Origin of the sequence: Paenibacillus septentrionalis (assembly GCF_042659865.1) — a bacterium.
GTDB classification, from domain to species: domain Bacteria; phylum Bacillota; class Bacilli; order Paenibacillales; family Paenibacillaceae; genus Pristimantibacillus; species Pristimantibacillus septentrionalis.
The window spans coordinates 491,367-505,560 of sequence record NZ_JBHSTE010000003.1; the positions used below are offsets into that span (position 1 = coordinate 491,367).

Annotated in this window: 15 protein-coding genes; 2 read left to right on the forward strand and 13 right to left on the reverse strand. The window is 40.5% G+C overall.

Annotation, left to right across the window (positions count from 1 at the left end):
• Positions 1–196: 196 nt before the first annotated feature.
• The gene (locus ACFP56_RS10740) at positions 197–658 is read right to left on the reverse strand and encodes a DinB family protein (protein WP_379234205.1); all 462 of its coding nucleotides are present in this window, start codon (positions 656–658) and stop codon (positions 197–199) included.
• 204 nt (positions 659–862) lie between these two features.
• On the opposite strand from ACFP56_RS10740, the gene ACFP56_RS10745 reads away from it, so the two are divergent.
• Positions 863–1,090, forward strand: a complete 228-nt coding sequence (locus ACFP56_RS10745; RefSeq protein ID WP_379234207.1) for a DoxX family protein — start codon at positions 863–865, stop codon at positions 1,088–1,090.
• A gap of 147 nt (positions 1,091–1,237) precedes the next feature.
• Here ACFP56_RS10745 and ACFP56_RS10750 read toward each other — a convergent pair whose 3' ends face one another.
• The 5 genes from ACFP56_RS10750 to ACFP56_RS10770 form a co-directional block, all read right to left on the reverse strand.
• Complete coding sequence (locus ACFP56_RS10750) at positions 1,238–1,633, reverse strand: SRPBCC family protein (protein WP_379234209.1); 396 nt, start codon at positions 1,631–1,633, stop codon at positions 1,238–1,240.
• Positions 1,630–1,959, reverse strand: coding sequence for an ArsR/SmtB family transcription factor (locus tag ACFP56_RS10755; protein WP_379234211.1), 330 nt, complete (start codon positions 1,957–1,959; stop codon positions 1,630–1,632). Before ACFP56_RS10755 ends, ACFP56_RS10750 begins: the two co-directional genes overlap by 4 nt.
• 426 nt (positions 1,960–2,385) lie before the next feature.
• Positions 2,386–2,748 (reverse strand): iron chaperone, encoded by a 363-nt coding sequence (locus tag ACFP56_RS10760; protein WP_379234213.1) that lies wholly within the window; start codon positions 2,746–2,748, stop codon positions 2,386–2,388.
• A gap of 77 nt (positions 2,749–2,825) precedes the next feature.
• Positions 2,826–3,365 carry a DUF4865 family protein gene (locus ACFP56_RS10765; protein WP_379234215.1) on the reverse strand — a complete coding sequence of 180 codons (540 nt, stop codon included), beginning with the start codon at positions 3,363–3,365 and terminating at the stop codon, positions 2,826–2,828.
• Between the two features lie 220 nt (positions 3,366–3,585).
• Positions 3,586–4,548, reverse strand: a complete 963-nt coding sequence (locus ACFP56_RS10770; RefSeq protein WP_379234667.1) for a helix-turn-helix transcriptional regulator — start codon at positions 4,546–4,548, stop codon at positions 3,586–3,588.
• A 162-nt stretch (positions 4,549–4,710) separates the two neighbouring features.
• On the opposite strand from ACFP56_RS10770, the gene ACFP56_RS10775 reads away from it, so the two are divergent.
• Positions 4,711–5,097: an ACT domain-containing protein gene (locus ACFP56_RS10775; RefSeq protein WP_379234217.1), complete on the forward strand. Its 387-nt coding sequence runs from the start codon at positions 4,711–4,713 to the stop codon at positions 5,095–5,097.
• A 97-nt stretch (positions 5,098–5,194) separates the two neighbouring features.
• Here the strand turns inward: ACFP56_RS10775 and ACFP56_RS10780 are convergent, their stop codons facing one another.
• From ACFP56_RS10780 to ACFP56_RS10810, 7 genes are all read right to left on the reverse strand, one after another.
• On the reverse strand, positions 5,195–7,471 hold the full coding sequence (locus ACFP56_RS10780; protein ID WP_379234218.1) for an ATP-binding cassette domain-containing protein: 2,277 nt from the start codon (positions 7,469–7,471) through the stop codon (positions 5,195–5,197).
• Positions 7,458–8,027: a dihydrofolate reductase family protein gene (locus tag ACFP56_RS10785; protein WP_379234220.1), complete on the reverse strand. Its 570-nt coding sequence runs from the start codon at positions 8,025–8,027 to the stop codon at positions 7,458–7,460. The genes ACFP56_RS10780 and ACFP56_RS10785 overlap by 14 nt, the downstream gene beginning before the upstream one ends.
• 769 nt (positions 8,028–8,796) lie before the next feature.
• Entirely contained in the window at positions 8,797–9,351 is a 555-nt protein-coding gene (locus ACFP56_RS10790) for a GNAT family N-acetyltransferase (RefSeq protein ID WP_379234222.1), read from the reverse strand.
• Between the two features lie 406 nt (positions 9,352–9,757).
• Positions 9,758–10,336: a GNAT family N-acetyltransferase gene (locus ACFP56_RS10795; protein WP_379234224.1), complete on the reverse strand. Its 579-nt coding sequence runs from the start codon at positions 10,334–10,336 to the stop codon at positions 9,758–9,760.
• A 316-nt stretch (positions 10,337–10,652) separates the two neighbouring features.
• Positions 10,653–12,146: a serine hydrolase domain-containing protein gene (locus tag ACFP56_RS10800; protein WP_379234226.1), complete on the reverse strand. Its 1,494-nt coding sequence runs from the start codon at positions 12,144–12,146 to the stop codon at positions 10,653–10,655.
• Between the two features lie 114 nt (positions 12,147–12,260).
• On the reverse strand, positions 12,261–12,869 hold the full coding sequence (locus ACFP56_RS10805) for a hypothetical protein (RefSeq protein ID WP_379234228.1): 609 nt from the start codon (positions 12,867–12,869) through the stop codon (positions 12,261–12,263).
• Between the two features lie 171 nt (positions 12,870–13,040).
• Positions 13,041–14,066 carry a phosphotransferase enzyme family protein gene (locus ACFP56_RS10810; protein WP_379234230.1) on the reverse strand — a complete coding sequence of 342 codons (1,026 nt, stop codon included), beginning with the start codon at positions 14,064–14,066 and terminating at the stop codon, positions 13,041–13,043.
• Positions 14,067–14,194: the final 128 nt, after the last annotated feature.

Sequence of the window (14,194 nt, forward strand, 5' to 3'; positions counted from 1 at the left end):
GTTTTTACTAAATGAGATAGCAACCTTACTTTTCGAACATGCTGGGGGATCAATTTTTATTTATTCTATTTTAACACGTGTTTCCATTTTTGGATGCACTTAATTAATCTTTCTCTTTTCTACTTCTCTGCTAAAAAGCATCACCAGTGAAGAAGGAGCGCATGCGACGATGATATACAATAAAATCCAAATCCCTTCAAATTAAATCTCTTCCTATAAAATTACTTGATACTACAGGTATACCAATTTCTTTTGACCATATTGACAGTTGACCAGTATGATGAATTTCATGAACTATAATATGTCTTAATATCTCACCTTTATAATAAGTTCTATCCATCCAGGACGGTGTTACAACTTCAAATTCTAAATTACTAGACCAATTATCAATATACTCCTTTACCTCTATTCTTAGCTCGTCAGATAATACATTTAAAGAATTAATATCTTTATAATCGTTAATATCAAAAATTAAATCCTCTTTATTCTGTAATGCTCTTATCCAACTGTATTCGACATCAATGATATGGAACAATGTTCTAAAAATCGATCCAACTCCAGCATTACGGTCTTTTAACAATTCAGTGATTGGTACTAATTTAAGACATTGAAACCATTCATCTCTGATTTGCCAATTATATTGAAAAAGTGACTTCAATAAGTAGCACCCCCCTACTAAATCAATGATCGATCTTTCATATAACATTTTTGCATAAACGAACTCCTGAAGAGAATTATCGTAGCCTCTGAAGTTCAGTTCTACAATAACTCTATTTTCAAGATCGGCTTTATTCTGTTATTCTCGAATGCATGTCCAAATACCTTTCACCTTACACTTCGTTTTTATCAAGTTTCTAAAATCTTGGGCGTAATGACCATTCTTATTCCAAAATTTCCGCTCCTTAAAGAATGGGCCTATGCAGGTTTTTTCTTTACTTTGGCAGGGGCGCTCATATCCCACATAATATTGGGACAACCCTTTGACAGCATATTGCTTCCCTTGATATTTCTCATTCTAACCGCTGTTTCGTGGTATTTCAGACCTGCCAGCAGAAAAATCGTTTCAAACCGTTCCAATTCGTCATATTAAATTTTACCTTTTATCGATTACCCCACATGGATGATTTACATATCATTCAGTAATTAATGGAGTTAAACTGCACATCTAGAATAACTATGGTTAAGCAAATACAAACCGGCTGCATTTAGCTTGCAGCCGGTTTGTATTTTTCCATATTTAGTCTAGGGCAATTTCGAACTTTCCGAACCATTCACCCCAGCCATATTTGGCGCCTTCGAGACCATGTACATTAGAGAAACCTGTTTGATCGAGATGTAGGTTTACCTTACCTTCACCTAAATCTTCAATAGTCCAAGTCACTGTGTGCCTCTCGTCTCCAGTTGCCCACGAATAAGACAATTTATTTGGCGGTTCTACAGATAGCACTTCGCCGTCAACAATTCCATCCCAATATTCAGACGGTTCATGGCGAAACTGAAAACGATGCCCTACGATGGGCTGAAAATCATTCTCTGTAATCCATTTTGCTAACTTTTTTGAATCAGTTAATGCGGCCCAAGCTTTTTCAATCGTTGTATTGAATTGGAAATCCATTGATAATGATAGACTCATTTTTCTTCCTCCTCTAATAATTGGCTCAAGCGAAACATATTCGCTCTCCAGAACTTGCTGTAAAATACTACCCAGTCTTGAATTTCTTTAAGCGGAGAGGCATTCAGTCGGAATCTAGTTTCTCTGCCGACTTTACGATCAACTACCAAACCAGCCTCTTTCAATATAGTCAAATGTTTTGAAATCGCAGTACGGCCAATCGAAAATTGTGACGTCAATTGATGAAGTGGAAGTTCATCCGCCTCTGACAGCAATCGAATCAGTTTACGCCTCGTCGGATCTGCAATTGCGTCAAACACATCCCGCAAGTTGTTGTTGTCGCTCACGACACCCCCTCCAATAATCATATTTTTACAAAAGTTGTTTCAAATACATGATATAGCGCTTGCTGAGACGACCATACAACTAGACACCTTTTGGTGTCTAGTTAACTATACGACACCAAAAGGTGTCTTGTCAATATGTCAGATGGCTCCACAATTTCATCAAGTTTTTTTTAATATAAATGACTTTTGGCTATCTACCTAAAGCAGATGAACTTTATTTCCAGACGTAGCTTTTTTGTCCTCTATAATAATCAAATCTCCTCTTTCGAAAAATCTGTGACTCAATTATCGTACATGCTATCCCAACGAATAACGGCAGCCGATCATAGGATCGGCTGCCGTCAACAGCTAGTGTAATTAAGTATTTGTGCATGACTCTTATGTACATTTCTTCATCGTCACGAACAGGCGTATCTTTACGTACTTCTATTCTCTCCAAAAAGTGGAACAATCAGCCTTTGACACAATATTGAAATCGATCATTTTCTCAAGTAGTGCGTAATCAATCGGGCTCTTCCATGGGAAACGAACTAACTCTTTAGTATAGTCAAATCCGGCCTTCACAATATCATCCTCTAAATGAGTTATTGTATAACTTTCAGGTGATACTGCTAAATGCTTTTTAGAAGCACTAAATCCAATAATAAAAGTACCGTGATCCGTAAACATCGGCTGTTTCCACTTTATCACTTCGTCTAGTTGGGGGTACTTTTGTCTAATCCAAGTAAACATTTCCTCCATTTTTTCTCTGTGGTTAGGATCATCAATTCCACCTAAAAAATCTTCCATTATGGTTCCTCCTAAAATTTATTGTTGGTGAAAGAAGTTTTGTTATAAACACAATTTAATTCTTAAGCGGTGAGATTTTATGTTGAGACATGAAGCACGGTATACGTTACTCCATTTATTTCTGCAAATTTATTAACGTCTTTATCAAAATAAAACACACTATATTGCCATTTATCTGGGTTATATATTATTGCGTACTCTGTATGATCTAGCATTGGAATTTCGTTTAGAATTTTATTTGTTAAGTTATTTAAACTTTCTTGTGGTTGTATTGTTTTTGAAATTTCACATACGTATTTGCTTTCTTTAATTTTATCAGTAGTTGTGTCGATCAAAGGAATCCCTACATTGACATGTTGCCATCCAAACGATTTTAGTATGTTGTCATAATAACCGTTAAACAAGAATTTATTTAAACCGTTATTACTCTTCCACAGATAGAGCGGGCAATAACTATTTTGTATACAGTTATTGTTTCCTATTTCCGTTATAAGATATAGTTTTGACTTTAAATCCTCAAAACCATCTGTTTTGTAACCATTACTTTGTACTCTATCTCTGATGATCCCCATATCATAATTACTTGGTAATGTGATCTTATATTGAATTGCTATCATCTTTCTTGATCCTCCTTCAATTTTTTCACAAACTTCTCCGTATTTCAAATAACGTTCTTGTATTTTGGTTAAAACTGGACTGAACTTGTCATCCTCTTCCTTAAGGCGTATCTGAAAACTGATTCACGAGCATCTTTTCCCTTGTATTGTTACTACACTTGACGAACCTGTGGTATGCCATCGTAAAAACGTTTTGTGTCATCCGTTCGACTACCGATCGTCACGATTTCGCCGTATAGTTCGCCAAGGTTGCTTTCACTTCGGACACCACTTTCGCCCGTAATTCATCCGGCGCCAGCACTTCCACAAGAGAGCCGTAGCTGAGTAGGATTTCACAAGCAGAGTTGAGAGTCTGAAACTCGATGTCCAGCTCTGACCACTCACTGCCATCACCAGCTTCCTCGGTGCGCAGTATCTTGGCATACCGCTCTTGGTCAATGCGTGAGTGCAACTTCTGATGAACCCTCAGCCGTGCAGGGTACCGGGGCAGATTCTTTTTGAATTGCTGTGTCGATTGTTCCCAATACTGTTCCAGATCGAAGTCTTCGGGTCGCTGGAACGTTTCTTCCAACATACGGGCGCCCGTCAGGCGAGAGATGCGATAGGTACGCATGTCTCCGCTTGATTCTGCGATCAAATACCAGACGTTTCGTTTAGCGACAATACCGAGCGGATTGACGATCCTCTCCACGATCTCTTCTTCCCTGCGGTACTGTATGTTCAGCTGCCGCTCTTCCCAGACCGCTTCCTGAACAATCAACAAATGATCGAACGATTCCTTCGACTGATGCCAACCAGCCCCATCAACAAGCATCCGCTGACGCACCATTTCGGCATTCTTTTTGATTGCCGTTGGGGAGGCAGCCAACAATTTTTGAAATGCGGCATCAAAATGCTCTTTAACGCCCAGATCATCCAGCAAATTGGACGGATTGGTGAGCAGCAGGGATAAGATCTCCTCTGTTTTCATCCCCGTCAAATTAGTTCGGTACCCTTCCGATAACGACCATCCGCCTCCGGAACCGCGCTCGGCGTAGACGGGGATGCCCGCTGCGCTTAACGCCTCCATATCGCGAAAGATGGTGCGCTCCGACACCTCCAGTTTGTCCGCTAGCTCCCGCGATGTCATTCTTCCCTGGTTCTGCAGCAATAACAAAATGGTCAGCAGCCGATCCGCTCTCAGAATGATCCCTCCTTACTGAGTCTGTATCTCATTATAATACCATAAAATGTAAAGTAGTTGTCATATTGCATTTGTAGAACCTCAGCTGAACTTGCATTGGAGCTTCAAAGGTGAGATGCTTAGCGAAATGTAGAAATTAACAGTAAGGAGTAATGATATTAGATGAAACTACATATTCTTTCCCTCAACCTCTCTGTTATCAAGTTAGAGCCGCATCAACCCATACCCGAAGTCCTCAGTTCGCAAGAATGGTTTTCTGTGACTCGTACCCGGGACGAACTATCTATTGTGTGTCCAACGTCAGCAACCCATAACCTGGAAAAGGGCGAATCCGAGCATGGCTGGCGCTGCATTCAGGTGGCAGGTGTGTTGGATTTCGGACTAACAGGGATTCTATATGCCCTGACTAAGCCTTTGGCGGAGCACAAGATCCCTGTTTTTGCAGTCTCTACTTATAACACTGACTATTTGCTGGTCAAAGACGCTCAGCTTGAGAAAGCCCGCGAGGTGTTAACGTTAGCCGGTTATACGTTCGATGACAGTAATTAAATTACAAATCATATTCTCCAGCTATCTTCAAATGAACAAAAAATGACGGCACTCCATCGGTCATTTTACGCAGAATCACGGACAATTCGTTGTACCCTCAGGAAAATGCTTTCTGGCTGGCCTCTGCCTTGCGCAGATACGTCCCCGTTATCGAATGCTCGGCAGTAGCAAGCTGGGCAGGCGTGCCTTCGAATACAATCTGGCCTCCCCGGTGCCCGCCCTCTGGACCTACATCAATGATCCAATCTGCGCTCCTGATCACATCCAGATTGTGTTCGATGACCACCACCGTGTTGCCCCCGTCGACCAAGCGGTTTATAATGTCCATCAGACGAGAGATATCGGACATATGCAGTCCAGTTGTCGGCTCGTCCATGACATAGAGGCTGCCCTCCTTGTGTAGTTCCTCAGCCAGTTTGATGCGTTGGCATTCCCCGCCCGATAATGTGCTCAGAGGCTGGCCAAGCGTTACGTATCCGAGTCCCACATCCTCCAGCGTCTGCAATTGACGAAGCAGTTCCTTCTTGCTGAAGAACTCCGAAGCCTCCCGTACCGTCATGGCGAGGACGTCACTGATAGATTTTCCGTTCAGTTTGTACGCTAACACTTCATCGCTGAACCGCCTGCCCGCACATACTTCACAAGTCGTCCTTATTGGCTCAAGAAAAGCCAAATCCGTGTAGATCATACCAAGACCATGACAGTTGGCACACGCCCCCTTGGAATTGAAGCTGAACAGGGAAGCGCTCACCTTGTTGGCGGCTGCGAACAGCCGGCGGATCTCGTCCATTATCCCCGTGTAGGTAGCAGGAATGGAGCGGATGGATGTGCCCACGGCCGACTGATCAATAACAACCGCTTCCGGATGCGAGGCAAGGAATGCTCCGTTAATCAGCGTACTTTTGCCTGAGCCAGCTACTCCCGTTACCACGGTCAGCACACCGACGGGTATATCGACGGTCACATCCTTAAGATTGTGTAGGCTGGCGCCGGCTACAGTCATCCGACCCTTGGGCACCCGGGTTGATGTTTTCAAAGGCAGACTTTGCTTCAAGTATCGCCCTGTCAACGTATCCGCACGGAGCAAGCCTGCAAAATCGCCTTCATAGACAATTTCACCGCCGCGGATTCCCGCATGGGGTCCAACATCTATGATGTAATCTGCGATCTCCATCACTTCGCGGTCATGTTCCACGACAAGCACGGTATTCCCCTTATCCCGGAGCTGACGCAGCATGCCGTTCAGACGATGGACATCTCGCGGATGCAGTCCAACGCTCGGCTCATCGAAAATATAGATCATATCGGTCAGACTGCTGCTCAGATGACGGACCATCTTGATGCGCTGCGACTCTCCGCCCGACAAAGTTGAAGTTTGTCGGTCAAGACTCAGATACTCCAGCCCGATCGATACCAGATGATTGAGCCGGGTCAGAATCCCGTCGATCATAGGGCCAGCAACGGGATCCTGAATGGCTTCGATCATACGAATAAGCTCGCCAATCTCCATAGCTGCGCATTGGGCGATGTTGTAACCGTTAATCCGGCAGCCCAAGGCCTCTTGATTAAGTCGGCTTCCCTTGCACATGCTGCATTCGCTGTAGGACAAGAACCGGTCAATCGATTCGCGTTTGGCTTCGGACATCTCGCTGCTGTCCCGCTTCAGATACAGGCGGGTGAATTTGGGCAGTAGACCTTCGTAATCTGATTCGATGGCGCCGCCTTTGGTATTGTATACGATCTTGCTTTCTTTGCCGTGCAGGAGGATATCCCACTCTTCCGGCGTGTAATCGGCGAGCCGCTTATCGTTGTCAAATAGCCCGGAATGGGCATATGTATTCCATAACCAGCCCCCCACTTTAAAAGCCGGAAACAGGATCGCGCCTTCATTCAGCGACTTGGACCTGTCAAGCAGCTTCTCCACATCGAACTGCACCACCTGTCCGACTCCGGAGCATTCCGGGCACATACCGGCCGGGTCGTTAAAGGAGAAAACATGCGAATTACCGACGAACGGTTTGCCGATTCTGGAGAACAGCAGCCGAAGCATCGCATAGATATCCGTGATCGTGCCGACCGTCGAACGAGAGTTGCCGCCGAGTCTCTTCTGATCGATGACAACTGCCGTAGATAAGTTCTCGATGAGATCGGCAACCGGTTGACTAAACCGAGGCAACCGGTTGCGGATAAATGCGGAAAACGTCTCATTCAGCTGCCGCTGAGCTTCGACACTGATGGTGTCAAAGACCAGCGAAGATTTGCCAGAACCCGAGACGCCGGTAAAGATCGTGATCTTCCGCTTCGGGATGCGGACATTCACGTTTTTCAGGTTATTCTCACGTGCGCCTTTAATGACGATATCATGGACGTTCATGGCCCCCACCGTCCCAATGGTAAATGAGCTGTACAAGGCCTGAGGAGAACGTTCTTGTATGAGCCAACTTGAGATTCAATCGTTTTTTTATATCTGCAAACAGCGGTTTTCCTTCTCCCAACACAACAGGATGAACGGATAATCTGAATTCATCCACAAGTCCTAATTGGATAAACGTTGTAATCAGACTTGCTCCACCATATAGCCAGATGTCTTTACCAGGCTTCTGCTTGATTTTATTTACTTCCTCAAGGATATAATCGTTTATAAATACGGCCTTATGACCCGTCCCCTGCTGCGACCTGGAAAACACATATTTCTCTTTACTATGCACCAAAGCCCAAAATTGTTTGTCCGCATCTGAATCTTCATGCTTCGGAGTGAATTGTCCCCATTCGTCATAGCTTTTTCTTCCATAAAAGATAGTATCAACTTGATCTAAAAATTGATTGAACTCCAGCTCGGGATCCATAATGCACCAATCCACCTCACCATTTTTCCCCTCAATGAAACCATCCAAAGTAACTGCCAGGTCTAAAATGATTCGTCTGCTCATGATTTATTGCTCCTTTCTTTGATCTAATGTCATTATAAAACTTCATTATGTCACCTTGTGTCATATTTAAAACACACTTGCTAATACAACATTTTAGCTCTGTACTCAAGTTAGAATGATGCTGCAATCATGGCTGTTTCCTTCAAACCAGTCTCAATAATTTATTTCGCTCGAACTGGATACAAAAATTTTGACAGACTTGTTGCGAGTCAGATGAAATAAATTTGGCACCGATGCCTCATCCTGTATATGGAACTATTTCTCAAAAAAATATCGACAAAGGGGAGAAAGGTGAAAAAGCGATATGAAAATCTAAATGGTATAGCCAAGGAGATTAGGCTAAAGAAGATTTGGAAATTGATAAAAGAACGGAGAGGAAAAATCAAGAATTACACAATTACAGCATAGTATTCCCACTCGACCATGAGCTCTAGGCGAAATTTTATTTTAATCATTGTTGGATGAGAACACCATGCTAAAGTCATGGCAGGCCGTCAGAATTCGGAGACATATAGCTCGTCGGACTCCAATTCGCCCGAATAAATAAATCCGTTACACCGATTAGACGAAGCAAAATAACAGGATAAGCATTCGATTCATTGTTCGCGTGTTGCTGCCCAATCGATACTTGGTCGTATTGAGGTTCCCAATTTGAAACTCAAAATGAAAAGGTTAGTAGCAGCTCTTATTTTTAATCTATTAAAAAAGAATGGGGTTTCCCTTCTTCGGGTGGTCTGAATTTATTACGCTTTGCTTTTGGGCGAATTCCTTATCTTTTAGTCATTCTCGCAAACCGCTGACCTGATTGAAACCCTGCTTTCTTATAAAGTAGTTCGGCATAATTACCAACAGTAACGCATAATTTCACAACCTCTGTATAGGTGTTAGCTGCTTCTCTTGTATAATTAAGCATGAATTCTGCAATGCCGTTGTTCCTATATCGAGGAACAACGCATAATTCTCCAATTTCTGCGAATCCTAATGGCATTTTTTCGCTTATACCAGCTATACAAAGACCAACGATTTCTTTATTCTGTTCATTTACAACATATATAGAAAGATTCCTATGTTTATACACTTGCAAAAGATACGATAGATCCTCTATTAATTTCTCATCACTGGGCACACCAAAGATCTCGTAATCAATACCTCCTTGGTATCCTTCCTTCATAACATTTTTAATTTTTGAAATGTCAACAGAATCGTCCAGCAGATGAATGGACAATCCTTCTGGAGTTACTGACTTTTTACTTCCACCAGTAGGACAGCACATTACCTGTCGAATTACATTTACTTGAAAGCCTAATGACAGTAGTATATTCAAATCATCTTGTAGAACTCCGTTGATATTTCTTATATCGTCGCAACAATTTAATACGATCCTCCACATATGTTGTCGATCTGAAAATGGAGGAATTATAAAAGGATACATTATAGTATCATTAAGCTTTACAACTCCGCCAATTCGATCATCGTTACACATTATCCAAAAACACTGATCTGTAAACTTCGTATCATTCAGTCGAGTGTCCCAGTCATACCACATTTAAATATCAGAGTTAGAATATATAACTTGATAAACAGCAAATAAATCTTTTTCTGCCTGCTCTAATCTATATTGGTTCATAATGTTACATACCTCACACATTCAATTTTATTTTACCTTGCATTAACGATTTCGAATGGCTTACGTGATGTATAGGCGGCGATGCGCTAATGCGCGCTTTCAGTCACGACGTCCTTGCTTCAGCAAGAAAACCTTCAAGCCTGCTTTTAATATCTTTCCATTCGATATCAATAATGCTATACACTACATAATCTAAGTTATTGTATTTCTTTCTTAGAATACCTTCTTTGACCGCTCCTAATCGTTCTATGGCTTTCTGAGATCTTATATTTGTTGTGGTAGTTATGATTTCAATCCGATTTACATGTAGACTTTCAAATGCATACTTGATTAATAAATACTTTGTTTCAGTGTTTACTCTTGTACGCCACACGCTAGGCGAATACCATGTTGACCCAATATTTAGATTATTATTTTCTTTTGATATTCTGAGGTATCTTGTCGTTCCTATTATTTCATTAGTTTCTTTGTCTAGAACAACAAACGGGAACTGTTCACGTCGTTCGCGCATTACTAATGCTTTACGGACAAATTGATCCATATCTTCTATAGTTTTTATATGTATCGGATAGTGCTCCCAAATCCCTGGATCCCTAGAGCATTTATAAAGATCACGGCTATGTTCTAGCTCCATCCGTATAAGTTTTACACGTTTGCCTTCCAACTCAACAAATTCATACATAATAATGTTACATCTCCTTCCGATCTTGAGATATGACAGATAACATTGCATGAACGAACCCTTGAGGGGCTAGAGTGAAAGCGGTATTAATTACCCTAGCATTTCTTGTTTTTATCTCAATCCCCCCATATCATATAACGGCGTCGCATTCCTGATGACCAAGCAGCTTAAGTGACTGTAGGAAACGTCAGACTTAGCTGATTGAATGGATTGCTTGAATAAAATCCGTAGCGAATCAGGACGAATACCCGTTGTAGGAATGCAGTGTTATCGGATGTCAGCGATTTCTTGGAAATATAGCTTTCACCTCTAATTTTTATTCACTGCTTCTAATTATTCTTATTTTTTTACTATTAATTATGATCGATAACATGCAATTGATAGCCGTAAGACCCATCCACAGATATACTGAATATGACATCCACACCCCTATCATTGAATAATTATAGTTCAATAGATAAGGCCAGATCATTACTAATACCAAAAGCATAATGCTTAAGATTAGTGCGATACTACTTCCTATTAGTTTTCTGAATCTTGTCTTTTCATCTTTAATATTTAATTTTATTCTAACGAGTTTAATTGCTTGGACACATAAGATAACGATTGCTGTTATTACCAAGAATGAAAATACCAAATCGATTAAGTGATACACGTCATCATAATTAAATTTATTCATGTGATTTCCATTCATATTCTCATATATGTTATTAGCAATTAGAGATGGTGTTGAGGAATTCAAATTAGCCAGGACAAATATGGCCTGCTGCTTTTCTAAATCAATAATAACTTGAGAGGAGTAATTAGGATTAGATCCATTATGACTAACAACTCTTTTTTTCGTATCATTACTCCACCCAAATGAATAGTATTGATTTTCAGCTTCGTATCCCGCCGTTTTGATGTCGACTTGATGAGATTGTTGTATCGCTTTCAATAAATGATCTGGTATGTCGCCTATCCCCATTTGGGCATTGATCCAGCGTTCTAAATCTTTTGAATTCGTTACCAAATATCCTGCAGCGATATTCCCATAATATCTAGGGGCATCATATTCTAAGCTTTTCCCAAAAAATCTACGATATCCTTTGGCAAGTTTATCAGATTCCTTTTCCTGACCTGTTGAAAAATAACTATCAGTCATTCCTAAAGGAATCAGTATGTTTTCAGTTACATAGTCTTGATAACGTTTGCCTGTAACTTTTTCAATAATCAACGCCAAAACATCATAATTAACGGTAGCATAATTATATGCTGTCCCAGGATACGTATCTAATACTATATCTGACACATTATGTATCGTTTTTTCAAGCATATCATCCGTAGTACCTTCAGGAATTAACCGAATACTCCATGGTGGAATTCCACTTGTATGAGCTAATAACTGATGAATCGTAATATTAACTTTCTCACCCTTAATGGTGGGCTCAAACGATGGAATATAATCTGTAATAGAATCAGAAAGAGAGAAGTAGCCCTCATTTTCTAATAAAATAGCAGCCAAAGCCGTAAATGCCTTTGTCGTCGATCCCAACTCAAATAATGACTCTTCAGTTACCCTCTTCTGATTGTTAACATCTGCATATCCGTAATTCTTATATTCCGTCTTTCCCCGCTCTGATACTACCATAGCAACCCCTGGAGTCGCTGATTTGGCCATTATGGTTTCTACCATATTATCCGTACTATCATATTTCCCTACTTTAAACAAAGTTCCAAGTTGATTCAAACAAACAATAGTGGTAATGATCACGATAAACAGGATGGCACATGCTATATATGAACCTGTTTTACTTAGTATTTTCTTCACCTGCTTTGTGCCGATATGGCTTATATAACTATAGTTATTGAAGCTATTTAATCCATAAAATTATCTTCAGTTGGCTATGTAAGTTATTAAGATGATTTAATTTTTTCCTTTAAGTTACTTTCTCGGTTGTATTGTACTTGTTTTTATAAACTTACTTGGAATTATTAATCCAGAACCTTGCCTAACAACCTGAACAAGTGGTGCATGGTGTTGATTGACGTATTCGTTGATATTAAGATAGGAATTTACGTAAGCTTGCGTACACTCTCGGCCATTACTACAATCGTAACCAAATCCGATTCCTGGCCCTTTGCTTTTTTCTATCGTTTTACAATCAAGAATATGAGAGTAATCAGCAATATATATATTAAATTGAGATACTGGAACAGATACCTCTAGTAAAATATTCCCAATATGTTCATTTGTAAGTTCAATACCTAAATCATTAAAATACACACTTGTTGTTAGCCAACTAGGCAATGGTTCAACGAAGCCCTCTACCAGATAACATCCCTTTAATTCTTCAGGAGGAGTCGGGCATGCGACTTCTCTATAAGCCCACAATCCTTTGGTCATTATATCTTTAACCTTATTCTCGTGAGTGTAATGATAAAAAGTGAAATACCTATCTGAATTTATATTAATTTTTGTTTTATCAGTAATAAAATGAAGTTCTTTTAACGATTTTTTTCTGTTATCTAAGAAGTTTTGACCCAATCTCAAACGCTTTCCTCCTTTTTAGTGGATTTCAGCTAACGTTCCCGTATTAGCGAACCTCCGAAGGAGGTTGTAGCAGCAGCCGCTTCTTCAAATCCACGTTTGCGACCGAGGGCATGCGACGATGCGTGAATGCGCTGGTATCATATTAGTGCCTTTCTCGAATTCGCTAACAGACTATAATTCTTCAGGAACTATAGGTTCAATCACTTTAAATAAGAATGACTCGTCATTTATATATTCTGTAATATAAGCCAGAGCATATTTTTGTTCTTCAATTAAACTGGGAGTCTCTCTAACATCCGACGAGTGGTGACAATAGTTTTCTATCATGAACATGATGAAAAAACACTCTAGATCGCGAATATAATCCTTATCAAGTTTGACAATACTCTCATAACCTTGCATTAATAACCATCGGTGTTTTGGATAAAGCTCCAACAATGCCGCTGCCATATCATACAAAAAGTATCCATAACCACATCTTCCAAAATCAATCGGGTATGGGAGTGTGTTGTTAAACACGATGTTCCCGGAATGCAAATCCGCATGAATTAGACCGTAGTTTCGAGCATCAGGTTGCATGCTTCCCAACTGATGGATGATCTTATCTATCGCTTTTTCATATAGCTTCCATGATCCGCTCGATAGAAATCGTGGATAATATTGCCCTAGTTTGGTTACCTCTTGCCTGAAACTAGGAATCCCCCAGCGAGGTCGAACAAAATTATGTGGTACATCTATATTGGCAGAAGCTTTATGAAGTTTCCCCATCATAACGCCAATGTTATATACATGACTATCTGTGAATTCACCTCTCCAGTGCTCTCCCTCGACCCATTTCATTATAGATACGCAGGGATTTCGATACCCCTCCTCCGTTTCACATTCCAAAACATAAGAGCCATTCCGGCTAATAATTCCTTCAGGGACTACTAAATCTTCTATTTTCCTTAATTCATTAAGGAACACAATCTCAGAAATGATCTCTTCTTTATTTACCCTTTCTGAATGTATGCGAAGTAAATAATTTCCCATTGTATTGGTTTCGATTTTGTAAGTAATGGTATCTGACAATTGAATGAAGCGTATACAATTCCAATCAATTTCATACTGTTGAATTGCCCAAAGCGCAACATTCCTTGCTCTCGCGAGTAAACTTTGTCTTGCTTCTTCTGTATCAAAGTGAAAAAAAGGCTTCAAGACGTCACCTCCTTGTTTTTGCTTCTTGCCTCAATTTCTGATGATTCCGTCATTATTCCTTGATTCCAGTAATCCTTTGAAAGATAGTAGGCTATATCAGCCATCGAACTTCTAACAAAGTTAGTACA

Coding starts and splice junctions, on each gene's coding strand:
- ACFP56_RS10785 (WP_379234220.1), bottom strand. CDS start 8,027: ATGAGCAGACGAATCATTTTAGACCTGGCAGTTACTTTGGATGGTTTC.
- ACFP56_RS10765 (WP_379234215.1), bottom strand. CDS start 3,365: ATGATAGCAATTCAATATAAGATCACATTACCAAGTAATTATGATATG.
- ACFP56_RS10795 (WP_379234224.1), bottom strand. CDS start 10,336: ATGTATGAATTTGTTGAGTTGGAAGGCAAACGTGTAAAACTTATACGG.
- ACFP56_RS10750 (WP_379234209.1), bottom strand. CDS start 1,633: ATGAGTCTATCATTATCAATGGATTTCCAATTCAATACAACGATTGAA.
- ACFP56_RS10760 (WP_379234213.1), bottom strand. CDS start 2,748: ATGGAAGATTTTTTAGGTGGAATTGATGATCCTAACCACAGAGAAAAA.
- ACFP56_RS10775 (WP_379234217.1), top strand. CDS start 4,711: ATGAAACTACATATTCTTTCCCTCAACCTCTCTGTTATCAAGTTAGAG.
- ACFP56_RS10780 (WP_379234218.1), bottom strand. CDS start 7,471: ATGAACGTCCATGATATCGTCATTAAAGGCGCACGTGAGAATAACCTG.